This window comes from Parafrankia sp. EAN1pec, assembly GCF_000018005.1.
GTDB lineage: Bacteria > Actinomycetota > Actinomycetes > Frankiales > Frankiaceae > Parafrankia > Parafrankia soli.
This window is the reverse complement of the sequence record NC_009921.1, coordinates 6,207,816-6,222,780: the sequence shown is the minus strand read 5'-3', so window position 1 is coordinate 6,222,780 and position 14,965 is coordinate 6,207,816. Positions and strand designations below refer to the sequence as shown.

Genomic DNA, 14,965 nt, shown 5'->3' with positions numbered 1-14,965 from the left:
GCGGGTGCCGTCCGGTGGACGCCTTAGGCTGACCCGGTGAGTCGGCGTCCCGCGCACCGTGAATCCCCGTCCGCCATGGCTGGCGGGGACGTCGTGCGTGGGCCCGCCGCCGCACCGGCAGCGGGCCCCGACGAGGCCCGCCCGGCGGAGGAACCGGCTGCCCTCGCCGCCCGTCGGGGCGTGCGGTGGTGGGTGGTCCGCGCAGCCCTGGTGCTCGCCGCCGCGCTTCTGGTCGTGGCGCTGGTCGGCCAGTGGAACGACGTCCGGGACTCGCTGGGCGACCTGACCGTTCTCGGTGTCGTCGGCTCCGGCGTGGCGACGACGCTCGCGGTCGGCGCCACCGTCCTGTCCTGGCGTGCCGTGCTCGCCGGGCTCGGTGCGCTGCTGCCGCTGCGCGCCGCCGTCCGGATCTTCTGCGTCGGCCAGATCGGTAAGTACATTCCGGGCAGTGTGTGGCCCGTCCTCGCCCAGATGGAGCTCTCCCGCGACTACGGGGTCTCCCGGCCGAAGTCGGCCCTGGCGAGTCTTGTGGTGCTCGCGCTGGCGGTGCCCTGCGGCGGTCTGGCCGCGGCCGTCACCCTGCCCTTCTCCTCCCGCGACGCGCTCGCCGACTACTGGTGGGCGCTGGCGGTGGTGCCCGTCTTCGCGGTGGTGCTCTACCCTCCGGTGCTCTCCAGGCTGCTGGCGGTCGCGTTCCGGCTGCTGCGCCGCCCGCCGCTGACCGAGCCGCTGACCGCCCGCCCCATCGCCGTCGGCGCCGGCTGGCTGCTGGGCAGCTTCGCCTGCTACGGCGTGGGGACCTGGCTGCTGGTCCGTGACCTGCAGCCGGAGGTCGGCGGCGCCCGGCTGGTGGCGCTGTGCGTCGGCGCCTACGCCCTGGCCTGGACCGCGGGCTTCCTGGTGCTCGTCCTGCCCGCGGGCGCGGGCGTGCGTGAGGCCGTACTGGTGCTTGCCCTGGCCCCGGCGCTGCCGAGTGGCCCGTCGACGCTGATCGCTCTTGTCGCGCGCCTGCTCGCCACGGTCGCCGACATCGTCTGGGCGCTGGTCGGGGTGGCGCTGCGCCCGCGTGGCGAGGCGGTCGCCAGTAGGCCGGAGGACCTCGCCGGGTCGGGCCAGACCGGCCCACGGGCCGGGGGCGCCGCGGCCGTCGCCCAGCCGGCGCCGAGTAACCGCTGACCCGCGCACCGGCGTGGGAATGTCGCCGTTCCGCACCGTCAATGATCGGGAGCGTGACCGGTGAGGTGCCCAGAGCGATGTCCTCCGTATTCGGATCATCGATCGGGTGTCCTTTCGGGCGGAGTTCCGGAAACCGTGGCGGCCCAGCTTTTCGCAGGATGTGATGCTCGGCGGTAAAGCGGCGGGTGATGCTTTTCCTCCGCGGGGCGTCGGCGGCCGATGCGGCGGGGAGTCATCGTCGGTGTCCTGTTCCGGCTGATGCCGTGAACCGGTGCGAATCGGTCGGATTCATCTGCTGATCGCGTCGGTGAGTATCGATTTTCATTCCGCGGGTGCAACGACGTCCGGGCACGGATCACCGTGTTCGGTGATCCGTGCCCGGACCCGCTTCAGGCGGACGACGGCCTGCCGACCACGGGCAGGGCCTGGGAGGCCGCAGGCGCGGCGGGTGCCGGGGGCGTCGCGGGCGCTGCCGTCCTCGCGGGCGACGGCAGCAGCGTGGCCACTGCCGCGGCGGTGAGCAGGACGGCCGCCCCCACCCACAGCGCGGGCCGGGTGCCGTCCACGAACGCCCCCGGGCTCGCGTAGCCGCCGTTCGCGGCGAAGACCGAGGCCAGCACCGCGACGCCCAGGACGCCGCCGAGCTCGCGCATCGCGTTGTTCGTGCCGGAGGCGAGACCCTCCTGCTCCGCCGGGACCGAACCGAGGGCCACCGACGCGACCGGAACGAAGAACAGCGCCATGCCCACCCCGGCCAGGACGAAGGGTGGGACGAGCCCGGCGTAGTCGGCCCCGGTGTCCAGGATCGTCGCGAGCCAGGCCAGGCTCACGGCCTCGATCGCCATACCGGCCACGATCAGCGGGCGCCCACCGATCCGATCCGAGAGCGGTCCGGCGATCGGGGCGATCAGCAGGGGCATCGCCGTCCAGGGCAGCGTGCGGATGCCGGCCTCGAGGGGCGAGTAGTCGAAGACGTTCTGCAGGGCCTGCGCCAACAGGAAGATCGACCCGAACATGCCGACCGAGAACAGCAGCGACACGGCGTTCACCGCTGCGAACCCGCGGCGGCGGAACAGGGCCATCGGCAGCATGGGGCTCCCGCCGCGCCGGGCCACGCGCCGCTCCCAGGCGATGAAGGCGCCGACCCCGGCCACGCCGGCCAGCAGTGACGTCAGGACGGCCGGGCTCGTCCACCCGTGGCTCTCACCGCGGACCAGCCCGAGTGTGACGCCGAGCAGCCCGGCGGAGATGATCGCGACACCCGGCAGGTCCAGCCGTCCGGCCGGCCCGCGGGACTCCGTGAGCCTGCGCAGCGCGAGCGGGACCGTCACCAGGCCGATCGGCACGTTCAGCCAGAAGATCCACTGCCAGCTCGCCCCGTCGGTGATCGCGCCACCGACCAGGGGCCCGACGGCCACGGCAAGCCCGGACATCGCCCCCCACACGCCGAGCGCGGCGCCCCGGCGCTCGGGTGGGACCGCCGCCGACAGCAGCGTCAGGCTCAGTGGCAGGACCAGCGCCGCGCCGACGCCCTGCATGGCCCGGGCGGCGATGAGCGCCTCGATGGACGGCGCGAGCGCCGCGCCGAGGCTGCCCAGGGTGAACACCCCGAGCCCGGTGGCGAACACGGCCCGCCGCCCGAGCCGGTCGCCGAGCGCGGCGCCGGTCAGCAGCAACACCGCGAACGGCAGCGTGTAGGCGTTCACCACCCATTCGAGGCCCTCCAGGCCCGCCCCGAGGTCGCCGCGGATCTGGGGGAGTGCGGTGGTGACCACCAGGTTGTCCAGGGCCACCATGAACGCCGTTATGGACGTCACGACGAACGTCCAGACAGTGGCGGATCGCTTGTCGGTCACGAGTTCCCTCCAAGGTCTTGAGTGCTCACTACCTTTGTCGGATAGTGATTGGTCACTAGATTTGTGGTGCGAACGAGGATGCGGACAGGTGGAACGGGTGAGAGGGAGGCGAACGCGGGTCTGGAACGGCGTGGGCCGACTCAGGCCGGTCTAGCTGCAGATCTCCCGGGCCCAGCGGTCGCTGATCTCCTGCAGGTTCATCGCGGCCACGACGTTGAGCAGCATGCCGTGCCCGAAGAACGTGCGCAGTTCCTCGTCGTCGCATCCGCTGACGCGTTCGACGGTCTGCCACAGGTCCCGGAAACCCTGGCGGGTGACCTCCTGGATGCCCGGGTCGCCGCAGGAGGCGTAGCTCTGCATCTGCATGAGCAGGTAGGTGCGGTCGGTGAGCAGCTCGTCGTAGGCGGACCCGATCGCCGTCAGGGCGTCGGCGCCGACCAGGTCGCCCGCCGCGGTCTCGAAGCGTTCGCGAGTCAGGGTGAAGGTGGCCCGGACGGCCGCCAGGAACAGTTCCTTCTTGGTGGGGAAGAGTCGGAACAGATAGGGCTGGGAGATGCCGGCACGGCTGGCGATCGCCTCGGTGGACGTGCCGGTCAGGCCGCCCAGGGCGAACTCCTCGACGGCCGCCGCGAGCACCACCGCGCGTCGTTGCTCCGCGCTCATCCGGGTGCCGGTGCCGCCGGTCGTCCTTGGGGTCACGACCTCAAGGTAGTGGTCACTCAATAATCAAGTCAAGGAGAATGTCGGCCCGGAGCGCGGCGGATCCGAGCGGCGGCCTCGGACGGGCACTCCGGGCGGGCGGGCAGTGCCGGCGTCCGCCCGCCCGGAGTTCTCATCCGATCAGGCGACGGTGGCGACGCCCGGAGGGTTGAAACGGCGACCGGTCACGCGTTCGCTGATGCCGGTGCGGTCCAGGTACGGGGTGATGCCGCCGAGGTGGAAGGGCCAGCCGGCGCCGAGGATCATGCACAGGTCGACGTCCGCCGCCTCGGCCACGACGCCCTCGTCCAGCAGGAGCCTTATCTCCTGGGCCAGCGCGGAGAGCGCCGCCTCGCGGACCTGCTCGGGCGTCATCGCCGCACCCTCCCGAGCGGTCGGCGCGGTGCCGTCGTCCATGCTCCGGACGAGATCGGCGACCTCCGGGTCGACGATCTGCTCGCCGCCCGGTCCGGCCGTGTAGAAGCTGCTCTTCCCGGCGGCCACGACCCGCGCCAGGCCGTCCGGCGTGCGGAACCGGTCGGGCATGGCCTGGTGCAGGGTCCGGGCCACGTGCAGTGCGACCGGCGGGCCGACCAGCGAGAGCAGGACCAGCGGCGACATCGGCAGTCCGAGCGGGTCGAGCGCGCCGTCGGCCTGCTCGATCGGGGTTCCGGTCTCGGTGGCCGCGAGCACCTCGCCCATGAACCGGGTGAGGAGGCGGTTCACCACGAAGGCCGGCGCGTCTGCGACCAGCACCGCGTTCTTCTTCAGCTGCTTCGCGACCTGCAGCGTGGTCGCGATCGTGGTGTCGTCGGTCCGCGGGGTGCGGACGACCTCGACCAGGGGCAGCACCGCCACCGGGTTGAAGAAGTGCAGCCCGGCGACCCGCTCCGGATGGGTCAGGTCGGCGGCCATCTCGGTCACCGAGAGGGCCGAGGTGTTGGTGAGCAGCAGCGTCTCCGGCTTCACCACGGACTCGAGCTCGGCGAGCACCGCCTTCTTGACCGACATGTCCTCGAAGACGGCCTCGATGATCAGGTCGGCGTCGGCGAACGCGTCCTTGGTCAGTGAGCCGGTCACGGAGGCCTTGAGCCGGTTCGCGCGGTCGTGGGAGATCCGCCCGCGCAGCAGCAGGTTGTCGATCTCGCTGTGGACGTGTGCGACTCCCGCGTCGAGACGCGCCTGGTCGAGGTCGGTGAGGACGACCGGCACCTCCAGCCGCTGGGCGAACAGCAGCCCGAGCTGGCTGGCCATCAGCCCCGCGCCGACCACGCCGACCTTGGTCACCGCCTGGGCCAGCGAGCGGTCGGGCCCGCCGACCGGCCGCTTGGCGCGCCGGTTCACCAGGTCGAAGGAGTAGAGCCCGGCGACGAGTTCCTCGCTGGACCCGAGATCGGCCAGCGCCGCCGTCTCGGCGGCGTACCCCGTGTCGGCGTCCGCGGTCTCCGCCAGGGCCATCAGCTCGAGCGCGCGGTAGGCGGCCGGGGCCGCGCCGTGCAGCCGGGCGTCCGCGAGGACGCGACCGCGCTCCAGCGCCGCAGCCCAGGCGGCACCCTGCTCGACGGGACGGCGGCCCTTGGTCGGGTCCACCTCGCCCCGCAGCACCTGGCCGACCCAGTGCAGCGCCTCCTCGAGGAAGTCCGCGGCATCCAGCAGGACGTCACCGAGGCCGAGCGCGAACGCCTTGGGGCCGCGCAGCGTCCGGTTCTGGCTGAGCGCGTTGTCGATCATGATGGTGACCGCGTTCTCCGGGCCGACCAGGTTCGGCAGCAGCTGGGTGCCGCCCCAGGCCGGCACCAGGCCGAGGAAGACCTCGGGCAGCGCGATCGGCGCGGCACCGGCGGAGATCGCCCGGTAGTCGCAGTGCAGCGCCAGCTCCAGGCCGCCGCCCATCGCGGCGCCGTTGACCAGCGCGAAGGTGGGGACCCGCCGGTCGCCCAGCCGGCCCTCGCCGACCCGGCGCAGCGCGGTGTGCCCGAGCTCGCCGAGCGCGGTGAGCTTCGGCCGGACCTCGGCCGGGTCGGTCAGCGACGACCGGTAGGAGAGGTCCGCGCCGGCGCAGAAGATGAACGGCTTGCCGGTCACCGCCACCGCCGCCACCGGCGGGTCGTGGGCCTCGATCTCCTCGACGGCGGTGAGCAGTGACCGCAGCCCGCCCGGGCCGAAGGTGCTCGGGCGGGTGTGGTCCTGCCCGTTGTCCAGGGTGATGAGCGCGACCGGGCCGCTCACGCCGGACAGTTGTGCGTACCGGACATGGGCCTGCGTGACGACCTCGTCCGGGTGCTCCAGGGTCATCGCGGCGCTGCTCATGCTCCTTCTCCCGTTCGGCCGAAGTGCGGGTTCTCCCAGATCGTCGTCGCTCCCATGCCGAAGCCCACGCACATCGCGGTCATCCCGTAGCGGACCTCGGGATGCTCCTCGAACTGGCGGGCCAGCTGGGTCATCAGTCGCACTCCGCTGGAGGCGAGCGGGTGCCCGTACGCGATGGCGCCGCCGTAGGGGTTGACCCGCGGGTCGTCGTCGGCGAGGCCGAAGTGTTCCAGGAAGGCGATCACCTGCACGGCGAAGGCCTCGTTCAGCTCGAACAGGCCGATGTCGTCGATGCTCAGGCCGGTGCGGGCCAGCGCCTTCTCCGTGGACGGGATCGGCCCGACACCCATGACCTCGGGCGCCACACCGGCGAACCCGAACCCGACCAGCGACATCTTCCGGGTCAGGCCGAGCTCGGCGGCGACGTCCGCGGCGGCGAGCACGCAGCCGGTGGCGCCGTCGTTGATGCCCGCGGCGTTGCCCGCGGTGACCCGCCCGTGCGGCCGGAACGGTGTCCGCAGCCCGGCGAGGCCCTCGACGGTGGTGCCGGGCCGGGGCGGCTCGTCCGCGGTGACCAGCTCCCAGCCGCTGTCGACGTGCCGCGCGGCGACGGGGACGAGGTCGGGCTGGATCCTGCCGTCCGCGTACGCCTTGGCGGCCTTCGCCTGCGACGCGGCGGCGTACGCGTCCGCCCGGGCCCGGGTGATCCCCGGGAACCGGTCGTGCACGTTCTCCGCGGTCATGCCCATGACCAGCGCGGAGGGATCGACGAGACGCTCGGAGACGAACCGCGGGTTCGGGTCCACGCCCTCGCCCATCGGATGGCGCCCCATGTGCTCGACGCCGCCGGCGATGGCGATGTCGTAGGCGCCGACGGCGATCGCGGACGCGGTGGTGGTCACCGCCGTCACCGCGCCCGCGCACATCCGGTCGATGGCGTAGCCGGGCACCGACTCGGGCAGCCCGGCCAGGATGCCGGCGACCCGGCCGATGGTCAGGCCCTGATCGCCGATCTGGGTCGTCGCCGCGATCGCGACCTCGTCGACCCGCTCGGGCGGCAGCGCGGGATTGCGCCGCATCAGCTCGCGGATGACCCGGACCACCAGGTCGTCGGCCCGGGTCTCGGCGTAGACGCCCTTGGCCTTGCCGAAGGGAGTGCGTACACCGTCGACGAACACCACGTCACGGATCGAACCCTGCGCGCTGACGAACACCACCGGCCTCCTCGACGCCTCACCCGTGGGCGGCACGTGCGCGGCCCACGGCAGACGGTGTCGGGCCGGCTGCCCGCAGTGGCGCCGGACCGCGACGGGAACAGCCTACGGCAGGAGTTACCCATGGGTAGGTAAGGGTCGGTACGTACCGCGCGTGCGGCCGGATCAGGACGCGGCGGGTTCCCCACCGGACAGCGGACGGCCGCCGGTCCGCCGCGTTCTCGCCCGCGCGGACCCGCCGCCCGCCGCGGAACCGGTGCCGCCCGCTCCGCCGCCGGCGGTCTCGCCGCCGGTGGCTCCGGGCGCGGCGGCGGTGCCCGCGGGCGGGTCCACCAGGGCCGCGGCCACCGCGGCCGCCGTCAGCTCGACCTGCCAGGGGCGGGCGCCGCCCGTGGTCAGCGCGGCGGTCACCGTCTCGGTGTCCCGTGTGGCCGGGGGAGTCCAGGTGACCCGGCGGGCGAGTGCCGGCTCCAGCAGGTTCTCCACCGGCATGCCCTGATCCTCGGCGATCGCGTTCAGCGCCGCGCGCACGCGGGCCAGCCGCGCCGCCGCCACGGGGTCACGTTCCGCCCAGCGGTTCTGCGGGGGGAGGCCGTCGCCGCCCGGGCCCGCGGTGCTCGGCAGCTGGTTCTCGGGCATCTCGGCGGCGGCGCGCAGGGCATCCATCCAGGTGGTCGCCGAGCGCCGCAGCCGCGGCCCGGAGAAGATCGGCAGCCGGGTCAGCGCGGCGGCGTCCTCGGGGGCCTTCAGTACCGCGTCCATGATCGCGATGTCGGGCAGCACCCGGCCCGGCGCGATGTCGCGGGTGCGGGCGACCCGGTCTCGGGCCTGCCACATCGACCGGACGGCGGCGAGCTGGCGGCGGCTGCGCGCGCGGTGGATCCCGCTCGTGCGCCGCCACGGCTCGGCCCGCGGCTCCCGCGGCGGAGCGGCGGCGATCGCGTCGAACTCCTGCCGGGCGAACGCCATCTTGTTCTGCGCGACCAGCTCGCTCTCGAGCTGGTCGCGCAGCTCCACCAGCAGCTCCACGTCGAGAGCGGCGTAGCGCAGCCACGGTTCGGGCAGCGGGCGGTTCGACCAGTCGGCGGCGGAGTGCCCCTTCTCCAACCCGAAGCCGAGCACCCGCTCGACCATGGCGCCCAGCCCCACCCGTTCGTAGCCCAGCAGACGGCCGGCGAGCTCGGTGTCGAACAGCGTCTTCGGGCGCAGGCCCAGCTCGGCCAGGCAGGGCAGGTCCTGGCTGGCGGCGTGCAGCACCCATTCCGTGTCGCCGACGGCGTCCTGCACGCCGCTCAGGTCGGGCAGGGCGATCGGGTCGATGAGCAGGGTGCCCGCGCCGGCCCGCCTGATCTGGACGAGGTAGGCACGCTGGCTGTACCGGTAACCGGAGGCGCGCTCGGCGTCGAAGGCGACCGGGCCGGTGCCGGCGGCCAGCCGCTCGGTGGCGCGGGTGAGGTCCTGCGGGTCGTCGAGGACGGGCGGGACGCCACCGGCCGGCTCCAGCAGCGGGATGGGTACAGTTGCCGACTCTTCGACAGCGGCGGCAGCATCGATCGCCGCACCCTCACTGACCTGGTGCGTTGAGTCAGGAACCGTCGACGTCACGATCGGCGATGGTACGTGTGAATGACCGGCCTGGCAGCCCAGTCGGCCGAGCAATCGCACTAATTATACGCTTCGTGTTCGATGGTGGCTCCAAGGTAGTCGTTGCAGATGCGTTCCGTTGACATTCCCGGCGCGCAGTGCTTGGACGGGGAGGTCCGGATCTGCTCAGGCGCGGCGAGCAGGTAGCGGTACGACCCCGGAGAGGCGCGGCGGCAGCCCCGCCATCGCGGCCAGCAGGTCGGCGAAGGAGTGCAGGTGCGCGGCGGCGTCCGCCGGGTCCCACGGCGCCGCCCCGTCGGCCCCGCCGTGCGGCGGCTCCGGCACCGTCGGGTCCTCGGCTTCCTCCACCGATCCTGCCCAGCGTGGTGACCAGGAACACCGGAGCTCGACGTCGAAGTTGTCGCCGTCGGTGGCGAGCACCCCGAAGCGCCGGGACGAGGTGGTGGTGACCGTCCCGCCGAGGGCGCCGAGCTCGGCGCCGTGCGACTGCAACGACTCCCGCAGCCACGACCAGGCGACCCCGGGCAACAGCGGGTCGTCGGCGACCTCCGGGTCCACCGAGGCGCGCGCATAGCAGACGATCCGGGTGGTGCCCTCCCAGGCGTCCTGCCCATCGGGGTCGAACAGCAGCACGAACCGGCCGGAGGCCGCCTCGTCGTCATCGGTGAGGCCCCCGGCGAGAGCGAACGCGTAGGGAGCGATCCGGGCGGGCGCGGGGATCTCGCGGACGGCGACATCCGGCCGCAGCTCCTCCAACGCCGCCCGCAGCGCCTCGGTGGCGGCCACGAAGAGCGCCGGAGCGTCGCTCGGTGCCCGCGTGCCCCCCATGGCGGCAACGTTAGGGCGTGCACCTTGGTCGCGCTGGCCGGACGTCGGAGAGTGCCGCTTAGCGCCCTCCGGGTGGGAACGGGCGCTTCGGGTCAGCGGGGCGAGCCGTGCCGGCGCGGCCTGCTCGGGCGGCTGCGCCGACGCCGGGCGCGTCCCGCCGAGCGCCGCCGGCCGGCCGGCCGGGACGAACGGGTCCCCCGGGAGGCCTGGATGTGGTGCGGGACTGTGCAGGCTCACGCCACGGCCCTGGAATCGGATCGGCCGGCGCCGCGGCGCGCGGTAACGGTTACGACGGTCACGGGCCGGTCGGCCCCGGCACCCGCCGGTGGCACCGCGGCGGGCGCGGCGCCGACGAGAATCGCGTGGCCGCACACGACACAGGCACGTTCCGGGCAGTCGGCGCCGTGGCCGTCCTCGCACGGCGGTTGCTCGAACTGCTGCTGTCGCGCGCATACCGCGCAGTAGCGGATGTGATCGTCGGCGCTCACCAGGACCTGGTCCACTCGCGTATCACTCCCCGGGCACGGCTGCGTCGTTCGCGTGGTAGCTGCGTCGTTCGCGTGGTGTCAGCCTGCGGGCGGGTGTGGCGTGAACCTGACCGCGGCGCAGCCCCCCGCGGGCCGCGTCAGCGCGCCGTCCAGCCGCCGTTGGCCGGTCGGTCAGGAGGCTGAACGCGGGACATCGCGGATTGTTGCCGCCTATTCCGACCGGTCTGACGGTGCCACGGGTAGGGCGGTTCTCCGCGCATTCTCACCGGCGTGTCGCGTGCGGCCGGCTGTGCGCGGTGCGGGGCCGACGTTCCCTCGGGGGTGGAAGGAGGTGGTTCGTCGCCGCCGGGCGGGTGACCTCGGCGTACGGGCGGCCTCAGGGCGCCGGCGAGCTCAGGGCGCCGGCGAGCTCAGCTCGCGGGCGCGGAGCTGGCGCGTCCCGGGGAGCCGCCGTGCTCGGACGTGCCGTGCCCGGCCGCGCCGTCGGATGCCGGGGCCGGCTCCCGCAGCCAGTGCCGCTCCACGAAGAACGGCGCCACCGGCAGGACGGACGCCCCGAGCGCGAGCAGCGTCCGCTTCACCGGCCACCGCCGCAGCGACCCCACGTACAGGACGAGCAGGCAGTACGCGATGAACAGCCCACCGTGGACCGGCCCGAGGATCTTCACACCGATCTCGTGGTCGGCCCCGTGCTTGACCGCGGTCGCGATCAGGAGCAGGAGGAAGGAGGTCGCCTCGGCCAGGGACACCGCGCGGGCGGCGCCCATCGGCCACGCCCCGTCCCGGGTGGCGCTGTTCCGGGTGGAACCGTCCCGGATGGAAGGGTCGGTCATCGGACACTCCTCGACGTCGCTTGCGGCCTCGCCGTGCTCTGACATCGCCGGACGCGTTCTCCAGCCTGACTTCTACTGCGAGTAGAAGATATCGCACACAGTCGTGTGCCCTGCGCGGCATCTGTCCGCCGGGCGTGCAACGATCGGGCCATGTCCCTCGGAAGTACCGCCGTTGCGCCGCCTCGCCCCGGGGTCTCGCCCCGACGTCCAGGTCTCGCCGCGACTTCGCCGTTCCTGCGCGCCGCCGCCGGGGACCGCCCCGACAGCGTGCCCGTGTGGTTCATGCGGCAGGCCGGCCGGGTGCTTCCCGAGTACCGCGCCCTGCGCGCCACCACCGCCATGCTCGATTCCTGCCGCAACGCCGACATGGTCACCGAGATCACCCTGCAGCCGGTGCGCCGTTTCCGGCCCGACGCCGCGATCTTCTTCTCGGACATCGTCCTGCCGCTCGCGGCCGTCGGGGTGGACGTCGACATCGTCGCCGGGGTCGGGCCCGTGGTGGCCCATCCCGTCCGGGCGCCGTCCGACCTGGACGTGCTGCGCCCGCTGGAGCCCGGTGACGTGCCCTACGTGAGCGAGGCGGTGGCCTCCCTGGTCCGCGAGCTCGGGCAGACGCCGCTGATCGGTTTCGCCGGCGCGCCGTTCACCCTGGCCAGCTATCTGATCGAAGGCGGGCCGAGCCGCAACCACACCCGCACGAAGGCGCTCATGTACGCCGAGCCGGCGCTGTGGCACGACCTGCTCGGCCGGCTCGCCGACATCACGGCCGCCTTCCTGCGGGTGCAGGTCGACGCCGGCGCCGACGCCATCCAGCTGTTCGACTCGTGGGCGGGCGCGCTCAGCGAGGACGACTACCTGCGCTACGTGGCTCCGCACAGCACCCGGGTTCTCGCGGCGTTCGCCGACGACGGCATCCCGCGCATCCACTTCGGGGTGAACACCGGGGAGCTGCTCGGCGCGATGGGCGCGGCCGGCGCGGACGTCGTCGGGGTCGACTGGCGCGTCCCGCTGGACGAGGCCGCCCGCCGGGTCGGCCCCGGTCGTGCCGTGCAGGGCAACCTCGACCCGGCCGCGGTCTTCGCCCCGTCCGACGTGCTCGCGGCGAAGGTCCGCGACGTCTGCCGCCGGGGTGCGGCCGCTCCCGGGCACATCTTCAACTTCGGGCACGGCGTGCTTCCGGAGAGTGATCCGGGCGTGCTGGCGCACATCGTGGACCTCGTCCACCAGTTCTGACAGCGGGGGGGCGGCAGCCACCGACTCGCCAGGCCCGCGCACGGGGCCGTAGGCCGGTCCGGGGCCGCTCGGCGGTGCCCGCCACCGGCGTGGCACGGCCGCGGGCGAGACTGGAGCCGGCCGCGGGACTCGGGCCGGTCCGGCCGTGAGGTCGGTGGCGCCGTGGGCCCAGGGCCCCGATCCGGGGGCGGCCACACGGGGACGGCGTGAAGGGGCTGGGAGAAGACGTGCGGGTTGTGATCATTGGAGCGGGTATCGCAGGGCTGTCCGCCGCGAGCGCGCTGACGGGCAGGGCCGAGGTCACCGTGGTCGAGGCCGGTGACCGCATCGGCGGCAAGCTGCGCACCACCCCGATCGAGGGGCTGGCGGTGGAGGAGGGCGCGGAGGCCTTCCTCGTCCGCGTGCCGGAGGCGCTCCGGCTGGCCCGGCACGTCGGGCTCGGGCACGACATCGTGCATCCGACGACGACCAAGGCCTCGCTGTGGGTGGGCGGGCGGCGCCGTCCCATCCCGCCCAACACGATGCTGGGGGTCCCGACCGACGTGCTCGGCCTGGTGCGCTCCCGGGTGCTCTCGCCCTTCGGGCTGCTGCGCGCCGCGGCCGACCTGGTGCTCCCGCGCACGACCCTGCCGACGGACCCGACGGTCGGCGGGTACGTCGGCGCCCGCGTCGGGCGGGAGATCGTGGACCGGCTGGTGGACCCGCTGCTCGGCGGCGTCTACGCCGGGCGGGCCGACGCGCTCTCGCTGCAGGCGACCGTCCCCCAGCTCACCCCGATCGCGACCGAGGACCGCTCGCTGCTGCTCGGCGCGCACCGCGTCCGGGCCCGGACCGGACCGGCCCCGGCGCAGACGCCCGTGTTCGCCTCGCTGCGCGGCGGCCTGGGCTCGTTCGCGGAGAAGGTGGCCAGCACCAGCGGTGCCACGGTGCGGACCGGGCTGATGGCCCGGGAGCTGCGCCGGGTCGAGGGCGGCTGGCAGGTGCGCTGCGACCCGGTGGGCGGCGGTGAGGTGCCCCCGCCCCTGGTCGCCGACGCGGTGATCCTCGCGGTTCCCGCCGGCGCCGCGCGTGATCTCCTCTCCCCGATCGCCCCGCACGCGGCCGCGCCCCTCGCGGGGGTGCCATACGCGTCGGTGGGCCTGGTCACACTGCTCTACCGGGGAGCTGTGCCGCCGCCCGGCAGCGGCCTGCTCGTCCCCGCGCGGGCCGGCCTGTCGATCAAGGCGGTGACCTACCTGTCGGTGAAATGGCCGCACATCGCCCGCGGTGGCGACCTGACGGTCGTGCGGGCCAGCGTGGGCCGTGCCGGCGCCGACGACGACCTGCGGCGCGGCGATGTCGAGCTCGCCGGCGTCGCCGCCGCCGAGGTCGCCCAGGTCACCGGGATCAGCGCCCGTCCGATCGCCAACCGGGTCAGCCGCTGGGGCGGGGCGCTCCCGCAGTACCTGCCGGGGCACCTAGGTCGGATCGCGGCCGTCCGGCGCGCGCTGCCGGCGGGCATCGCGCTCGCCGGCGCCGGCTACGACGGTGTGGGCATCCCGGCGTGCATCCGTTCCGGCGAGGCGGCCGCGGCGTCGGTGGTGGGCCAGCTGCGGCCGGACGGGACGCAGGCGGCGGAGTCCGAGCCGGCGGGGGCCTGAGCCGGCGGGAGGGCTGAGTCCCGCCCGTGCCGCGCGGTGGTGTGCCCCGGCTGGGTCGCAGACCGGCGGCCGGGGTGGACAATGGTGGCATGTCAACTGGCGACGACGTCCAGCGCAGCGGCACCACCTCGGCGTCCGCGCCCTCCGTTCCGGGCGGGCGGCCTCCGGCCGCCGTGCCCACCAGCAGTGTCCCCGCCACCCCCCCCACCGGCGTCCCCCCCACCGGCGCTTCCGGGCCTGCCGACGGGGAGTCCACGAAGTCGGCCCGTGAGCTGAACGACGAGCTGCTCTACACGGGCTGGTTCGTGTTCGCCGCCCGGCAGCCGCTGCCCGCCGACCGCGCGGGCATCACGGCGGAGGCCGGCGAGCTGCTCGACGGCGCACTGGCGAAGGACGTCTACACCCGTGGTATCTACGAGGTCTCCGGCTACCGGGCTGACGCCGACGTGATGATCTGGTGGACCTCACCCAACCCGGACCTGCTGCAGCAGACCTACCAGCGTTTCCGGCAGACCGGCCTGGGGCGGTGCCTGGAGCCGGTGTGGTCCGCGGTGGGTCTGCACCGCCCGGCGGAGTTCAACCGGAACCACATCCCGGCCTACGTGCGCCGGGAGGACCCGCGGGACTACATCTGCGTGTATCCGTTCAACCGGTCGTTCGAGTGGTACCTGCTGCCCGACTACGAGCGCCGCGGCCTGCTCGCCGAGCACGGGATGATGGGCCGCGAGTACGAGGACGTGCGGGCCAACACCGTGGCCGCGTTCGGCCTGGGCGACTACGAGTGGCTCCTGGCGTTCGAGGCCGACGAGCTCCACCGGATCGTCGACTGCATCCGCCACCTGCGGGCGAGCGCGACGCGCCGCCACACCCGGCTGGAGACGCCGTTCTACAGCGGCGCCCGCAAGCCGCTGCCGGACGTCGTCGCCGCCCTGCCGTAACCCCGGGTCCCGGCCTTCCGGTTCCGGCCCCGCCACCGGCGAGCTGAGCCCCGGTCTCGCCTCCGCGAGCTGAGCCCCGGTCTCGCCTCCGCGAGCTGAGCCCCGGTCTCGCCTCCGCGAGAAGAGGTCGGCGCCTGCCCGGGCG

Annotated in this window: 12 protein-coding genes; 4 read left to right on the top strand and 8 right to left on the bottom strand. The window is 74.0% G+C overall.

What is annotated here, in order from left to right; translation table 11 throughout:
• The first annotated feature begins 93 nt into the window (after positions 1-93).
• Positions 94-1,176, top strand: coding sequence for a lysylphosphatidylglycerol synthase domain-containing protein (locus tag FRANEAN1_RS25485; protein WP_020462655.1), 1,083 nt, complete (start codon positions 94-96; stop codon positions 1,174-1,176).
• A gap of 389 nt (positions 1,177-1,565) precedes the next feature.
• Here the strand turns inward: FRANEAN1_RS25485 and FRANEAN1_RS25480 are convergent, their stop codons facing one another.
• The 8 genes from FRANEAN1_RS25480 to FRANEAN1_RS25445 form a co-directional block, all read right to left on the bottom strand.
• Positions 1,566-2,972 (bottom strand): DHA2 family efflux MFS transporter permease subunit, encoded by a 1,407-nt coding sequence (locus FRANEAN1_RS25480; RefSeq protein WP_347177257.1) that lies wholly within the window; start codon positions 2,970-2,972, stop codon positions 1,566-1,568.
• Positions 2,973-3,182: 210 nt separating this feature from the next.
• A complete protein-coding gene (locus FRANEAN1_RS25475) occupies positions 3,183-3,731 on the bottom strand; it encodes a TetR/AcrR family transcriptional regulator (protein ID WP_157472796.1) in 549 nt (182 codons plus the stop codon).
• Between the two features lie 141 nt (positions 3,732-3,872).
• Complete coding sequence (locus tag FRANEAN1_RS25470; RefSeq protein WP_020462652.1) at positions 3,873-6,041, bottom strand: 3-hydroxyacyl-CoA dehydrogenase NAD-binding domain-containing protein; 2,169 nt, start codon at positions 6,039-6,041, stop codon at positions 3,873-3,875.
• Positions 6,038-7,255, bottom strand: coding sequence for an acetyl-CoA C-acyltransferase (locus tag FRANEAN1_RS25465; protein ID WP_020462651.1), 1,218 nt, complete (start codon positions 7,253-7,255; stop codon positions 6,038-6,040). The genes FRANEAN1_RS25470 and FRANEAN1_RS25465 overlap by 4 nt, the downstream gene beginning before the upstream one ends.
• A 165-nt stretch (positions 7,256-7,420) precedes the next feature.
• The gene (locus tag FRANEAN1_RS25460; RefSeq protein ID WP_049795757.1) at positions 7,421-8,860 is read right to left on the bottom strand and encodes a ribonuclease D; all 1,440 of its coding nucleotides are present in this window, start codon (positions 8,858-8,860) and stop codon (positions 7,421-7,423) included.
• A gap of 165 nt (positions 8,861-9,025) precedes the next feature.
• Positions 9,026-9,688: a DUF3000 domain-containing protein gene (locus FRANEAN1_RS25455; RefSeq protein WP_041254801.1), complete on the bottom strand. Its 663-nt coding sequence runs from the start codon at positions 9,686-9,688 to the stop codon at positions 9,026-9,028.
• Positions 9,689-9,921: 233 nt separating this feature from the next.
• The gene (locus FRANEAN1_RS25450) at positions 9,922-10,191 is read right to left on the bottom strand and encodes a hypothetical protein (RefSeq protein WP_041254800.1); all 270 of its coding nucleotides are present in this window, start codon (positions 10,189-10,191) and stop codon (positions 9,922-9,924) included.
• Between the two features lie 395 nt (positions 10,192-10,586).
• Positions 10,587-11,009 carry a DUF3817 domain-containing protein gene (locus FRANEAN1_RS25445; protein WP_020462648.1) on the bottom strand — a complete coding sequence of 141 codons (423 nt, stop codon included), beginning with the start codon at positions 11,007-11,009 and terminating at the stop codon, positions 10,587-10,589.
• A gap of 150 nt (positions 11,010-11,159) precedes the next feature.
• Between FRANEAN1_RS25445 and hemE the strand changes: the two genes are divergently transcribed.
• The 3 genes from hemE (at position 11,160) to hemQ (ending at position 14,820) form a co-directional block, all read left to right on the top strand.
• Complete coding sequence (gene hemE / locus FRANEAN1_RS25440; protein ID WP_020462647.1) at positions 11,160-12,242, top strand: uroporphyrinogen decarboxylase; 1,083 nt, start codon at positions 11,160-11,162, stop codon at positions 12,240-12,242.
• A 227-nt stretch (positions 12,243-12,469) separates the two neighbouring features.
• Positions 12,470-13,882 carry a protoporphyrinogen oxidase gene (hemG, locus tag FRANEAN1_RS25435; RefSeq protein ID WP_020462646.1) on the top strand — a complete coding sequence of 471 codons (1,413 nt, stop codon included), beginning with the start codon at positions 12,470-12,472 and terminating at the stop codon, positions 13,880-13,882.
• An 89-nt stretch (positions 13,883-13,971) separates the two neighbouring features.
• Positions 13,972-14,820, top strand: coding sequence for a hydrogen peroxide-dependent heme synthase (hemQ, locus tag FRANEAN1_RS25430; RefSeq protein ID WP_085950137.1), 849 nt, complete (start codon positions 13,972-13,974; stop codon positions 14,818-14,820).
• The last annotated feature ends 145 nt before the right edge of the window (positions 14,821-14,965 follow it).